Annotated in this window: 11 protein-coding genes; 3 read left to right on the top strand and 8 right to left on the bottom strand. The window is 64.6% G+C overall.

Going from position 1 to position 13,009, the window contains the following annotated elements; genetic code table 11:
* Window positions 1–5: 5 nt before the first annotated feature.
* From ACNJYA_RS06965 to ACNJYA_RS06945, 5 genes are all read right to left on the bottom strand, one after another.
* Complete coding sequence (locus ACNJYA_RS06965) at window positions 6–1,133, bottom strand: Re/Si-specific NAD(P)(+) transhydrogenase subunit alpha (RefSeq protein WP_439365755.1); 1,128 nt, start codon at window positions 1,131–1,133, stop codon at window positions 6–8.
* Window positions 1,134–1,270: 137 nt separating this feature from the next.
* Entirely contained in the window at window positions 1,271–1,423 is a 153-nt protein-coding gene (locus ACNJYA_RS06960) for an aa3-type cytochrome c oxidase subunit IV (RefSeq protein ID WP_008136857.1), read from the bottom strand.
* A 97-nt stretch (window positions 1,424–1,520) separates the two neighbouring features.
* The gene (locus ACNJYA_RS06955) at window positions 1,521–1,916 is read right to left on the bottom strand and encodes a type II toxin-antitoxin system death-on-curing family toxin (RefSeq protein WP_439365754.1); all 396 of its coding nucleotides are present in this window, start codon (window positions 1,914–1,916) and stop codon (window positions 1,521–1,523) included.
* 13 nt (window positions 1,917–1,929) lie between these two features.
* Window positions 1,930–2,154 (bottom strand): AbrB family transcriptional regulator, encoded by a 225-nt coding sequence (locus ACNJYA_RS06950; RefSeq protein ID WP_124162834.1) that lies wholly within the window; start codon window positions 2,152–2,154, stop codon window positions 1,930–1,932.
* Between the two features lie 98 nt (window positions 2,155–2,252).
* Window positions 2,253–4,175 carry a M3 family oligoendopeptidase gene (locus ACNJYA_RS06945; protein ID WP_439365753.1) on the bottom strand — a complete coding sequence of 641 codons (1,923 nt, stop codon included), beginning with the start codon at window positions 4,173–4,175 and terminating at the stop codon, window positions 2,253–2,255.
* A gap of 127 nt (window positions 4,176–4,302) precedes the next feature.
* On the opposite strand from ACNJYA_RS06945, the gene ACNJYA_RS06940 reads away from it, so the two are divergent.
* From ACNJYA_RS06940 to ACNJYA_RS06930, 3 genes are all read left to right on the top strand, one after another.
* The gene (locus ACNJYA_RS06940) at window positions 4,303–5,799 is read left to right on the top strand and encodes a sigma-54-dependent transcriptional regulator (protein ID WP_172784755.1); all 1,497 of its coding nucleotides are present in this window, start codon (window positions 4,303–4,305) and stop codon (window positions 5,797–5,799) included.
* A 351-nt stretch (window positions 5,800–6,150) separates the two neighbouring features.
* Window positions 6,151–8,325, top strand: a complete 2,175-nt coding sequence (locus ACNJYA_RS06935; protein ID WP_439402287.1) for a L,D-transpeptidase family protein — start codon at window positions 6,151–6,153, stop codon at window positions 8,323–8,325.
* A 287-nt stretch (window positions 8,326–8,612) separates the two neighbouring features.
* On the top strand, window positions 8,613–10,205 hold the full coding sequence (locus ACNJYA_RS06930; RefSeq protein WP_439402286.1) for a DUF882 domain-containing protein: 1,593 nt from the start codon (window positions 8,613–8,615) through the stop codon (window positions 10,203–10,205).
* Between the two features lie 78 nt (window positions 10,206–10,283).
* Here the strand turns inward: ACNJYA_RS06930 and ACNJYA_RS06925 are convergent, their stop codons facing one another.
* The 3 genes from ACNJYA_RS06925 to ACNJYA_RS06915 form a co-directional block, all read right to left on the bottom strand.
* The gene (locus ACNJYA_RS06925) at window positions 10,284–12,050 is read right to left on the bottom strand and encodes an adenylate/guanylate cyclase domain-containing protein (protein ID WP_439402285.1); all 1,767 of its coding nucleotides are present in this window, start codon (window positions 12,048–12,050) and stop codon (window positions 10,284–10,286) included.
* Between the two features lie 86 nt (window positions 12,051–12,136).
* Window positions 12,137–12,409 carry a DUF2312 domain-containing protein gene (locus ACNJYA_RS06920; protein WP_018641571.1) on the bottom strand — a complete coding sequence of 91 codons (273 nt, stop codon included), beginning with the start codon at window positions 12,407–12,409 and terminating at the stop codon, window positions 12,137–12,139.
* Window positions 12,410–12,604: 195 nt separating this feature from the next.
* Complete coding sequence (locus ACNJYA_RS06915) at window positions 12,605–12,910, bottom strand: DUF1244 domain-containing protein (protein WP_172784759.1); 306 nt, start codon at window positions 12,908–12,910, stop codon at window positions 12,605–12,607.
* Between the last annotated feature and the right edge of the window lie 99 nt (window positions 12,911–13,009).

The following is a 13,009-nucleotide window of genomic DNA, read 5'->3' as shown; positions in this document are numbered from 1 at the left end:
TCTCCTTAAGCCTTCGGCTGGAAGTTCGGGTGGATCACGGCGCCGTCCTTGGTGAGCGCGGTGGCCTTGACGAGCTCGTCGTCCCAGTTCACGGCGAGCTTCTTCTCGTTCTTGTCGACCATGGTCTCGATGAAGGAGAACAGATTGCGGGCATAGAGGCTGGAGGCCGAGGCTGCGACGCGGCCGGCGACGTTGGTGTAGCCCACGATCTTGATGCCATCGAGGTCGACGACCTCGCCGGCCTTGGCGCCCTCGACATTGCCGCCGCGCTCGACGGCGAGATCGACCAGCACCGAGCCGGGCTTCATCGATCTCACCATGTCGGCACTGACGAGCTTCGGCGCCGGCCGGCCCGGAATCAGCGCGGTGGTGATGACGATGTCCTGCTTCTTGATGTGCTCGGCAGTGAGCGCGGCCTGCTTGGCCTGGTACTCTTTGGACATTTCCTTGGCGTAGCCGCCGGCGGTCTGTGCGTTCTTGAACTCCTCGTCCTCGACGGCGAGGAACTTTGCGCCGAGCGACTCGACCTGTTCCTTGGTTGCGGGTCGGACGTCGGTCGCGGTCACCACGGCGCCGAGACGGCGGGCGGTCGCGATCGCCTGGAGGCCGGCGACGCCGACGCCCATCACGAACACCTTTGCGGCGGGCACGGTGCCGGCCGCGGTCATCATCATCGGAAAGGCGCGGCCGAAGGCCTCGGCGCCCTCGATCACGGCACGGTAGCCGGCGAGGTTGGCCTGCGAGGACAGCACGTCCATCACCTGCGCGCGGGTGATGCGCGGCATCAATTCCATCGCGAAGGCCGCGACGCCCGCATCCGCGATCGTCTTCAGCGCGGCCTCGTTGCCGTAAGGGTCCATGATGGCGATGACGAGGGCGCCGCGCTTGTACTGCGCAAGCTCGGAGGCCTCGGGACGCTTCACCTTGATGATGATGTCGGCGTCCTTGAGCGCGTCTGTGCTGACGATGGCGCCCACGGCGGTGAATTCGGAATCCGGAAGGCCCGACTTGATGCCGGCACCCGGCTCGACGGCGATCTCGGCGCCGAGCGCCTTGAATTTTTTCACCGTATCAGGCGAAGCGGCGACGCGCGGCTCCGACGGATCGATTTCCTTGGCAACGGCGATCTTCATAGGCCCTCCGGCGACGCGGGACAAAGCGCGCACGCGAACTTAGCGTTACTCCCGCAACGTTGGATACCGGTTTTAGAACCGGCTTGAATGCAAATTTTATGGGCACCGACAGCGCTGGCGGTGCGGCAACGGACGGATCAGGTGAGGAAGATCGCCATCAGGATCACGATGAGCGCGACCGAGGCCGTGCCGTATTTCACCAGTTTGATGAAACCCTCATAGGTCTGCTCGTGGGCAACGTAGTCGTTGCCGTCGGCAGTGGTGTACGCCACTTCGCTATGATCAGCCATGGATTGTCCCCAGTCGAACGTCGAATTCTCGGGCTGGGATACCTGAAAGATTTAGACAGGGCAACGGCACCGAAGCGGGGTTTTCCCGCAAATCGGGTCATTTGGAATTCCAATTGTCGCGAATCCAGCGCGTCAGGCTCTGCTCGCTGACTTCGCCGGCGGCGAGCGAGAGGATGATCGTCGTCGCCTCCGCAGGATCGGGACTGAAGGCCACGCCGTTCTTATGAAGGAAGACCATCATCACCATGAAGGCGATGCGCTTGTTTCCGTCGACGAATGCATGGTTCTTCGCGAGGCCGAATGCATAGGCTGCAGCGAGTTCGTCCATCGGCGCCCGTTCATAGCGCCGTTTATTGAGCGGGCGCTCCAGCGCGGAGCGCAGCATGCCCTCGTCGCGCAATCCCGGCGCACCACCGAAGTGCCGGAGTTGGCGGCCGTGAATTGCGACAGCCTGCTCGTAGGTCACCCAGAGCGGCTCCTGAGGATCGCTCATGCGCGTCGCCGACTTATTTTGCGAGAGCGGCGAGCGTGTCGCGATACTTGTCCATCACCTCGTCGGCGATTTCCATCGTCCGCTCGAAGTCGGGATCGTAGGGCAGCAATTGAAAACCACCGCCAGGCAATTCCACGACATGCAATTGCTGCCCCCGCTTGAGATCGAGGCGCTGCATGAGCTCGCGGGGCAGTAGCAATCCGTCCGAATTGCCAATCTTCTTGATCTCGATTTTCATGACATGGGCTCCAGCACGTTATACATATGTATAACATCGCCGAAGCCCTAGTTCAACAGATGTTTTACGCGCGCCCATCGCCAAAAGCGCCGCGCGCCTCAGCCCATCGCCTCGAGTTCGTCGATCATCCCCGCGATGACGCTGAGCCCGCGGTCCCAGAACTTCGGGTCCTTCGCATCGAGCCCGAACGGGCGCAGCAGCTCGGAATAGTGCTTGGTGCCGCCGGCGGCGAGCATGTCGAGATAGCGCTCGGCAAAACCCTCGGCCGCGTTCTCATAGACCGCATAGAGCGAGTTCACGAGACAGTCGCCGAATGCGTAGGCGTAGACGTAGAACGGCGAGTGGATGAAGTGCGGGATGTACATCCAGTAGTTCTCGTAGCCCGCCTTGATCTCGATCGCCGGCCCGAGGCTCTCGCCCTGCACCGACAGCCAGATCTCGCCGAGCCGCGTCGCGGTGAGCTCGCCGTTCTTGCGCTCGGTGTGGACCGCGCGCTCGAAGGAATAGAACGCGATCTGCCGAACCACGGTGTTGATCATGTCCTCGACCTTGCCGGCGAGCAGCGCCTGGCGCTGCTTTGCGTTCTTGGTCTGGGCCAGCAGTCGCTTGAAGGTGAGCATTTCGCCAAACACGCTCGCGGTCTCCGCCAGCGTCAGCGGCGTCGGCGCCATCAGCGCACCGTTCTTTGCCGCGAGCACCTGATGGACGCCATGGCCGAGCTCATGCGCGAGGGTCATCACGTCGCGCGGCTTGCCCTGGTAGTTCATCAGCACGTAAGGATGAGCCGATGGCGTGGTCGGATGCGAGAACGCCCCCGGCACCTTGCCCGGCCGCACCGGCGCGTCGATCCAGCGGTCGGTGAAGAAGCGCTCGGCGATATCGGCCATTTTGGGCGAGAAGCCGCGATAGGCCGTCAGCACCATGCTGCGCGCCTCCGGCCAGGCGATGACGTCAGTCGCCGCAAAAGGCAGCGGCGCGTTGCGGTCCCAATAGGCCAGCCGCTTCTTGCCGAACCATTTCGCCTTCAATGCGTAATAGCGATGCGACAGCTTCGGATAGGCTGCGCGCACCGAGGCGACCAGCGCGTCGACGACCTCGCGCTCGACGCGGTTGTTCAGATGGCGGGAATCGGCAACGTCCTTGAAGCCGCGCCAGCGGTCGGAGATGTCCTTGTCCTTGGCGAGCGTGTTGGTGATCAGCGCAAAGGTGCGCTCATTGGCCTTGAAGGTCTTCGCCAGCGCCTCCGCCGCGCTCTTGCGCTTGGAGCCGTCGCGGTCCTGCAACAGGTTGAGAGTCGGCTCGATCGCGAGCTCCTTGGTGCCGAGCTTGAAGCGCAGGCTGGAGATGGTCTGGTCGAACAGCCGGTTGAAGGCCGAATAGCCGGTTTGCGCCTTCTCCAGGAAAAGCTGCTCGAGCTTGTCGTCGAGCTGGTACGGCTTCTCCTTGCGCAGATCCTCGATCCAGGGACGGTAGTGCGCGAGCTCGGCGGCCTGCATCGCGCGATTCAAAATATCGTCATCGATCCGGTTGAGCTCGAGCGCGAAGAACAACAGATGCGTGGACGCCGCCGTCAGCCGTTCGGACACATCGCCGTAAAACTTTGAAATCGCAGGGTCCACGCTGTCGCCGGCATGGACGAGGCCGGCATAGGAGCCGAGACGGCCGGCGAGATCGTCGATCGCCTCATAGCGTCGCACCGCTTCGGCGAGCCATTTTCCGCCATCTTCGTTTGCTGTCCCTGTCGCCAGCTTGCCCTTGTAGTCCGTCTCGAAGGCGACGCAGTCGGCATCCATCTTTTCGAGATCGCGCGCCACTTCCGGCGCGTCGATCCCGGAGTAGAGGTCGGCCAGGTTCCACTCGGGAAGCTTGCCGGTCTTGCTCGCAGCTTTGGAGGGTCTTGCCTTGGCGACGGATTGTTTGGCGCTTGGCTTACGGAGAGCGGGCTTGCTGGAAGCGGACTTCTTGAGAGCGGTCTTCTTAAGAGCGGGCTTGTTCGAGGCAGACTTGGAGCGCGAATTCATTGTGTGGGAAACCTGTGTTCAACAATCGCGGCGGCGGGCGGGGGCATCAAGGATTAAGCGTGCGTTAATCGGCTTCGGCCAGAGTGCCCCGATTCGAGACAGATAGTAGTAGCGTGCGGGGAACACCATGGCTGCCAGTATTTTGATCGCCGACGACGACGCTGTAGCCCGCCGGCTGGTCGAGAACATGGTGCAGAAATGCGGCTATGAGACGGTCGTCGTGGACTCCGGCGACGCCGCAATCGCCGCCCTCACCGCTCCCGACGGACCGGCCATCGACGCCGTCATCCTCGATCTCGTGATGCCCGGCCTCGACGGCATGGGCGTATTGGCCAAGATCCGCGAAGCCGGCCTGAGCGTCCCCGTCATCGTGCAGACCGCCCATGGCGGCATCGACAACGTGATCTCCGCGATGCGCGCGGGCGCGGCCGATTTCGTCGTCAAGCCGGTCGGCGTCGAGCGGCTCCAGGTCTCGCTGCGCAACGCGCTCAACACGTCCGCGCTCAAGGGCGAATTGCAGCGCATCCGTCACAGCCGCGAAGGACGGCTCACCTTCTCCGACATCATCACCCGCTCCGAAGCGATGGCGGGCGTGATGCGTGCCGCCCAGAAGGCGGCAAACTCCGCGATCCCCGTGCTGATCGAGGGCGAGTCCGGCGTCGGCAAGGAGATGTTCGCGCGCGCCATCCATGGCAGCGGCGAGCGCAAGGCCAAGCCGTTCGTCGCGGTCAATTGCGGCGCGATTCCAGACAACCTCGTCGAGTCCATCCTGTTCGGGCATGAGAAGGGCGCCTTCACCGGCGCCACCGAGCGGCACACCGGCAAGTTCGTCGAGGCTCATGGCGGCACGCTGTTTCTGGACGAGGTCAGCGAGCTGCCGCTGACGGCGCAAGTGAAGCTGCTGCGCGCGCTCCAGGAAGGCGCCGTGGAATCGGTCGGCGGCCGCAAGCCGCTCAAGGTCGACGTCCGCATCATCTCGGCCACCAATCGCAAGCTGCTGGAGCGGGTCAAGCAGGGACATTTCCGCGAAGACCTGTTCTATCGGCTGCACGTGTTGCCGCTGACGATCCCCTCGCTGCGCGCGCGGCGCGAGGATATCCCGCATCTGCTCAGGCATTTCATCGCGCGCTTCGCCGCCGAGGAGAACCGCCCGATCACCGGGATCAGCGGCGAGGCGGTGGCCCACCTTGCCCAGCTCGACTGGCCCGGCAACATCCGCCAGCTCGAGAACGCGGTCTACCGCGCCGTGGTGATGAGCGACGGAGACCAGCTCGCTCTCGGCGACTTCCCGCTGCTCGCCTCGCAGCCGCATCCCGCCACAGAAATTCCGACCGCCCCGCTGATGCTCGAGCCGGCGGCGACGCCCTCCCTGGTGTCGGGTAACGAAATACCAATCGCTCCGCTCCCCCTGGTGGGAACGCTCTCCATGCTCACTGCGACCGGGGATGTCCGCCCGCTGGAAGACATGGAGAACGAGATCATCCGTTTCGCGATCTCGCACTATCGCGGCCAGATGTCCGAAGTGGCTCGCCGCCTCAAGATCGGCCGCTCGACGCTCTACCGCAAACTCGACGAGGCCGGGGTTCCCAGCCATGGCGGCAAAAGCGGTGAGGAGACGCACTGAGCCCAGCGTGAATGGGGGTTCGCGCCGCGGTGCGAGACCGCTCTAAGCCGTTCGCGTGCCGACGGAATTCGTCTGCGATTTGAACCGTGACTTGGAAGTGACAGACAGAGGGAAAAGCGCGTGGCAGAAGCGTACAATCCGTTGCCAAGAGGCTCCCTTGAAGTCAGTTTGTCGTGAGTCGTCCCGGGTAGCGCTGGCTGCAAAATCGGGGCCTGTATATCGTCTGCGTCAGAATCGTTGCGTGCAGGCGTGCAACTTTCGAGAGGCCGGCGCGGTTTTAGCCGTAACTCATCACTAGGCGATAACGAAGCTGTTCCACGAAGGAACAGCTCACCCGAGGGGTGCGACACAATGCGTGACTGTTTGAACCATCGTGTGGGCTTTGACCGTGTCTTGATGACGGTCGCGGCAACCTTCCTCACGGTGTCGGCCAGCTCGGCCCTGGCGCAGGATCAGGTGCGCAGCAGCGCCGCCGAGCTCGCGATCGAAGCTGCGATCCCGCGCCCCGAGCCCGCAAACGTCCCGCCCCCGACTGCAGCCGACATCAAGCTCGACACCACCGCCACGGTGCAGGATTCGACGAAGGACGCCGCGAGGGACTCCGCCAAGACGGACGTCGCGCCAGCGCCGGACAAGGTCGAGACCAAGCCGTCCGACGTCGCCACCACACCCGCGCCAGAAGCGCCGAAGGGCGAGACTGCGAAGACCGAGCCGGCAAAGACCGAGCCTGCCAAGGCCGACACCGCGACCGCCACGCCGGCGGCTCCCGCCGCACCGGCCGCCGAGCCGGTGAAGGCCGCAAGCACCGTGCCCGCCGCCGACCAGCCGGTCGCGGACAGGCTCAAGGACATGATCGGCGCCAAGACCTCGCGCCATTTCGACCGCAAGAACGAGCGGGCGGCCGTCGAGAAGTTTTACGGCGCGCGCGACTTCGCGCCGGTCTGGACGCAAGGCGGCAGCCTGACTGCTGCGGCCAAGGGCGTGATCGCGCGGCTCAAGGACGCGGCCTCCGACGGTCTCAATCCCGCCGACTATCCGGTGCCGGATTTCGCCGCCGCCACGACGCCCGATGCGCTGGCCGATGCCGAGCTCAAGCTCACCGCCGGGATGTTCGACTACGCCCGCCACGCCCAGAGCGGCCGCATGCATTGGTCGCAGGTCAGCGGCGACATCCTCTATCCCGAGCACCCGGTCGACCCCGGCGAGGTGCTCGCCAAGGTCACGACCGCGAGCGATGCCTCCGCGGCGCTCGACAGCTACAACCCGCCGCACAGGCTCTACAAGGAGCTGAAGGCCAAGCTCGCCGAGCTGCGCGGCCAGGGCAGCGGTCCGGTGATCGAGATCGCCGACGGTCCGGCGCTGAAATATACCCCGGCCGGCAAGAAACAGGCTGAGATCGTCGTGGAAGATCCGCGCGTGCCGCAACTGCGTGCCAAGCTCGGCCTCGCCGAGAATGCCAGCGACACCCGCTACGACGCCGCGGTCGCCGAAGCCGTGCGCAAATTCCAGACCAGCGCCGAGCTGAAGCCGACCGGCATCCTCGACGACAAGACGGTCAAGGCGCTCAACACCCCCAAGCGCGACAAGCAGATCGACGTGGTGCTGGTGAACATGGAGCGCTGGCGCTGGCTGCCGCGCGACCTCGGCACGCCGGCGCTGGGCGATGCCTATGTCATCCTCAACATTCCGGACTTCACGCTGAAGGTGATGCAGCGCGGCCAGCAGGTCTGGACCACCCGCGTCGTGACCGGCAAGCCGGGTTCGCATGCGACCCCGCTGCTCACCGAGACGATGAAGTACATCACGGTCAATCCGACCTGGAACGTGCCGCCGTCGATCGTCTACAACGAATACCTGCCGGCCCTGCAGCAGGACCCGACCGTGCTTCAGCGCATGGGCCTCAGGCTGGAGCAGAACCGCGACGGTTCGGTGCACATCTCGCAGCCACCCGGCGAGGCCAACGCGCTCGGCCGCATCCGCTTCAACTTCCCGAACAAGTTCCTGGTCTATCAGCACGACACGCCGGACAAGCATTTGTTCGCCCGGGACGAGCGCGCCTTCAGCCATGGCTGCATGCGCGTGCAGAATCCGGATCAGTACGCCTCCGTGCTGCTCAACATCGCCATGCCGAACGAGAAGTACACGCCGGAGCGCGTGCGCAGCATGTACGGCAAGAGCGAGATCGACCTGAAATTTCCGACCCCGATCCCGGTCAACATCACCTATCAGACCGCGTTCGTGGACGACGCCGGCAAGTTGCAATTCCGCAAGGACGTCTATGGCCGCGACGCGACCATGATCAACATCCTGAAGAACAACCGCGGCAAGGACCTCGAGGCCGTCGTGGCGCATTCCCAGCCGAGCTATTCGCGTCCGGCGACGACGCTGCCCTCTGGGGTGGCCGTGGCTAACAGCGGCTTCGGCTCGTCCGGGCCCAACTTCTTCGAGCGGCTGTTCGGGGCGCCCACCCAGGCCGCGCCGCCGGTGCCGGTCGGCCGCCGTCCGCAGCGGGTGTTTACCCGCTGAGCCTCGCTCGGCACCCTTGGCTTACAGGAATTATGTAATGAAATCAGCGGCCTCATCCCTCGGATGGGGCCGCTTAACGTTAACCATGCTGCGACCCGCCCTGGGGCGGCGGGCGTTTTTTTGCCACAGTCAACGGCTTAGGATCGTATTCTGACTTGGTTTGGGGGCGGGAAGGTCAACGTCAAATTAACCTTCTCGCTTTAAGAAAGCGTTCATCCTCTTTCGCGCTGCTAACGGGGTTGGCGGGAGAGTCCATTTGAACGCTCGTCGACTGGGTGGGCTCATACGTGCTGACTGGTCTCGCACGCCAACTTGCTGTGCTGTCGTTGTCCCATGCGGGCGTGAAGGCCGGATCCCGGATCGGCCTCGCGGCTGCATTGCTGCTTGCGGCCGCCGGTTCGGTTCATGACGCCGCCGCGCTGAACGAGACCAAGACGCTCTCGTTCCACCACACCCATTCCGGCGAAGACCTCACCGTCACCTTCAAGCGTGACGGGCGCTATGACGAGGCGGCGCTGAAGCAGCTCAACCATTTCCTGCGCGACTGGCGCACCCAGGACGAGACGGTGATGGACCGCCGCCTGTTCGACATCCTCTGGGAAGTCTATCGGGACGTCGACGGCAAGCAGCCCATCCAGATCATCTCCTCCTATCGCTCTCCCGCCACCAACGCCATGCTCCGCCGCCGCTCCTCCGGCGTGGCGCGCGCCAGCCAGCACATGCTGGGACATGCGATGGACTTCTACATCCCGGGTGTGCCGCTGGAGCAGATCCGCTTCGCCGGCCTGCGCCTGCAGCGCGGCGGCGTTGGCTTCTATCCGACCTCCGGCTCGCCCTTCGTGCACCTCGACACCGGCAGCGTCCGGCACTGGCCGCGCATGACGCATGACCAGCTCGCGCGCGTGTTCCCGGACGGCAAGACGGTGCATCTGCCGACCGATGGCGTGCCGCTGAAGAACTATGAGCTCGCCAAGGCCGAGATCGAGCGACGCGGCAGCGGCGACGATGCCGGCAGCAAGCCGAATTTCTTCGCCGCGCTGTTCAAGAGCAAGTCGGCAGCTCCGGCCGGCAGCGACGAGGATGACGAGGGCGCGCCCGCTCCGGCCGCGAAGCCGGCGGCAGCGACCGTCGTCGCAGCCGCCGCCAAGCCCGCAGAGCCGGTGCCGACGCCGCGCGCCAAGCCGCAGATCGCCACAGCGATCCAGCTCGCCTCGGCCGATGCGCAGATCGTCGCGCCGCCCAAGCCGAAGCCGGCGCCCCTGGCTGACAAGCCCGCTTCCGGCAAGCCGGAGACCCCGGCCGACATCATCAATGCGCGCGGCTTCTGGGATGACGTTCCTGCGACGCCGCAGCAGGCGACGCCGGCGCAGGTCGCAGCGCTGAAGGCGCGCCAGGCGCTGGCTGCGGCTACCGATCCGCAACCAACCGCGAGCGTGCCCAACGCGGCCCTCCAGGCCCTGGCTTTCGCGCCGGCGGCCTCGCCGGTCGACCGCGCCAATGTCGTCGCCGCCTCCGCGCCGATCCCGCGCACCACCCGTCCCCGCAGCGTGGCCCAGGCAGCGGAGATCAACACGGTGGTCGGCAAGAGCATCGACGGCAGGATCGCAACCGCGACCCGCCTCTCCGCGGCCAAGGGCGAGAGCATCTGGCTCAAGATCGTGATGCTGTCGCCGAGCGCCAGTCGCGCGATGTCGGTGACGCTGATGGGCGAACTCGATACCGCGGCGCTGCGCGGCTATTTCGTCAAGCCGAAGGCCGTGATCGCGATGGGCTTCTCCGACGATCCGATGCTGGGCCTGTCCTGCGACAATTTCTCGGGCAGCGCGACCGCAAAGCTCGAGACGACGTCGTTCGTCGTGCGCACCGCCGCGCTGCGCTGAGGCGCATAGCGACCTCCACGAATTCAGTCTCGTAGCCCATCTTGCGATGATCGTAGGCAGTCTCCGCCGTGCGCCAGATCAAGCCGGCAGGCCTGCCCGAAGGAGGCCTGCCTCATAGCGCTGACGATCGACCTCCCGCTTATAATGCTGGGTGGAAAGATGATTGGCGACGGAAAATGCCGGCTCACGCTTGAGAACTTCGGCCGCGTGCGCGCCAGCAGCCACTGCATTGCCCATCTGCGCGAAGATCCCGGCGAGGAACGCATGATGGGTGTGATCGGGGCGTGAGATCCGCGAGAGGGCTTCGGCGGCTTCGGCGTATTTCTCGGCACAGTAATAGGCACGCCCGAGATGGCTCCAGAAACGTTCCGGATGATATGGGTTGAGCCGCATCGCCTTCTTGATCCAGTCGATGCCTTCCTCCGGCCTCCCCAGCCAGGTCAGCAGCTCGCCCTGCTGCACCACCACGAGGTCATAATTCGGGTTGAGCGCGAGCGCGCGTTCCTGATGGTAAGTGGCCTTATCATGGTCGTCGCGATTCAGATTGAGTGCCGCGAGGATGCGATGGACGTCGCTGTCGTTGTCGTCGAGGACCAGCGCGGTTTCCAGCTCTGCAGCCACCTGCTGGAAGGTGGCGTCGCGATCCGCGCACCAGTTATAGACCCAGGTCTGGCCGAGGACGCACGCCTTCCACGCATGCGCGTGCGCATAGCTCGCGTCGAGTTCGAGCGCCCGGTCGAGCAGAAGTTGCGCCCGCGCATTGTCTTCGCGATTGGAGCGATGGTGCAAGACCTTCGCGGCCAGCACGCATTCGTAGGCCGCCATGTTGTCCGTCGGCTTGCGGTTCGCGCGATCGTGCGTCGCCGCCTCGACGCGGCCGGGCAATGTGGCGGCGATCGCCCGGGTCATCTCGTCCTGGATGGCGAAGATGTCCTTGAGCTCGCCGTCGTAACGCTCGGCCCAAATGTGCCGATCCGTCTCCGCATCGATCAGCTGCACGGTGACGCGGACGCGATCCCCGGCCTTTCGCACGCTTCCCTCGATGACGTAGTCGACACCGAATTCGCGGCCAACATCCTGTACCTTGACCGACTTTCCCTTGTACACGAAGGTCGAGTTGCGCGAGATCACCAGCAGGTCGTGGAAGCGTGAAAGCTCGGTGATGATGTCCTCGGTGAGACCGTCGGCGAAGAACTCCTGTTCCGGATCGCCGCTCATGTTGGCGAAGGGCAGCACGGCGATTGACGGCTTCTTCGACTTGCCAATCGGCTTTGCGGCGGCCGTCGCACCGGCTGGCGTGCTTGCCGGCGCATCCTCCAATCGGATCCGGTAGACGCGGATGGCGCGCGCGATGTTCTTGACGTTCTGCTCGCCGATGTCCTCGAATGCGACGCCATCGAGGCGCTCGCCCAGTTGGTCGCGAACCGCGCTGGAGATGCAGATGCCTCCAGGCTCGGCCAGCGTCTCCAGCCGTGCCGCGACGTTGACGCCATCGCCAAAAATGTCGTTCTGATCGACGATGACGTCGCCGAGATTGATGCCGATGCGGAATTGGATCCACCGCGGCGGCGCGACATCGGCATTACGCCGCGCCATGCGGCGCTGAACCTCGGCCGCACATAGCACGGCATCGACGACGCTGTGGAATTCCGCGAGCATGCCGTCGCCGGTCGTCTTGATGATACGGCCGCGATTTTTCGCAATGGCGGGATCGATGAGTTCGACCCGATGGGTCTTGAGGCGCGCGAGGGTGCCGGCCTCGTCGACCTCCATCAGCCGGCTGAAGCCGACCATGTCGGCGGCAAGAACCGCGGCAAGCCTGCGCTCTGGTCCCGGCACATCCATCGCTCGGTCCCTTCACCGAGCAATCTAGCAGATGCCGAGATTTTGCCCAAGCTTGGTGCGCTGCAACGCCGACCGGGCGAGGCGCCTCAGAGCATCCCCAGCGCCTGCATGTAGGTCTCGAGAATGGTCTCGGCCTCGGCGCGCTCGTTGGGGTCCTGCTTGCGCAGGCGCACGATGGTGCGCAGCGCCTTGACGTCGTAGCCGTTGCCTTTGCTCTCGGCATAGACGTCGCGGATGTCGTCGGAGATCGCCTTCTTCTCTTCCTCCAGCCGCTCGATGCGCTCGATGATGGATTTGAGCTGGTCCTTGGCAAATTTCGTCGCGGGCTCGTCGTCGCGGACGGCGGCGGAGGTGGCCATCTTGGTACTCCCAATGGAACTGGCAAAACGAGGTGACGCCGGCATCCCTCACCGCGCGTGCTGGGTAGACCCTTAGGGTCGGCGCTCCCAGCGTTCAAGCAAGCATCACGCTCGTCCACAGCGCGCCCACACCTTCCTGCACTGATGCAAAGAAAGCTGTTGTGTGGTGCGACTCAGGGCACCGCGATGTTCCGTTCAATGCCCGTGGGGATGGACCTTCTTCATCGCCTCGATCTGCTCGGGCGTGGCCGTGCCCTGGTGCTTCGCCTTCCAGGTCTCGTAGGGCATGCCGTAGACGGCCTCCCGGCTCTCGTCCTTGCTCAAGGCGACGCCCTGGGCGTCCGCGGCGTCCTTGAGCCAGTTCGAGAGGCAGTTGCGGCAGAAACCGGCCAGATTCATCAAGTCGATGTTCTGGACGTCCGTCCGGCTCCGCAGATGCTCGACCAGGCGCCGGAAAGCGGCCGCCTCGAGCTCCGTTCTGGTTTTGTCGTCGATTGCCATGGCTGTCGTCCTTAACCGTGCCGGTGGAGGTTAGCGTTAGGGGATCAGGTGGGTGTTGTCACAGATTTTGCCATATCGCGGCGCAAAGGGACCACGGCC

Source organism: Bradyrhizobium sp. BLXBL-01, from assembly GCF_051853025.1.
Lineage (GTDB): Bacteria > Pseudomonadota > Alphaproteobacteria > Rhizobiales > Xanthobacteraceae > Bradyrhizobium.
The sequence above is the reverse complement of the archived record's forward strand: the minus strand, read 5'-3'. Positions and strand labels throughout refer to the sequence as shown.

Coding starts and splice junctions, on each gene's coding strand:
- ACNJYA_RS06960 (WP_008136857.1), bottom strand. CDS start 1,423: ATGGCTGATCATAGCGAAGTGGCGTACACCACTGCCGACGGCAACGAC.
- ACNJYA_RS06950 (WP_124162834.1), bottom strand. CDS start 2,154: ATGAAAATCGAGATCAAGAAGATTGGCAATTCGGACGGATTGCTACTG.
- ACNJYA_RS06940 (WP_172784755.1), top strand. CDS start 4,303: ATGGCTGCCAGTATTTTGATCGCCGACGACGACGCTGTAGCCCGCCGG.
- ACNJYA_RS06955 (WP_439365754.1), bottom strand. CDS start 1,916: ATGAGCGATCCTCAGGAGCCGCTCTGGGTGACCTACGAGCAGGCTGTC.
- ACNJYA_RS06965 (WP_439365755.1), bottom strand. CDS start 1,133: ATGAAGATCGCCGTTGCCAAGGAAATCGATCCGTCGGAGCCGCGCGTC.
- ACNJYA_RS06925 (WP_439402285.1), bottom strand. CDS start 12,050: ATGGATGTGCCGGGACCAGAGCGCAGGCTTGCCGCGGTTCTTGCCGCC.
- ACNJYA_RS06945 (WP_439365753.1), bottom strand. CDS start 4,175: ATGAATTCGCGCTCCAAGTCTGCCTCGAACAAGCCCGCTCTTAAGAAG.
- ACNJYA_RS06915 (WP_172784759.1), bottom strand. CDS start 12,910: ATGGCAATCGACGACAAAACCAGAACGGAGCTCGAGGCGGCCGCTTTC.
- ACNJYA_RS06920 (WP_018641571.1), bottom strand. CDS start 12,409: ATGGCCACCTCCGCCGCCGTCCGCGACGACGAGCCCGCGACGAAATTT.
- ACNJYA_RS06935 (WP_439402287.1), top strand. CDS start 6,151: ATGCGTGACTGTTTGAACCATCGTGTGGGCTTTGACCGTGTCTTGATG.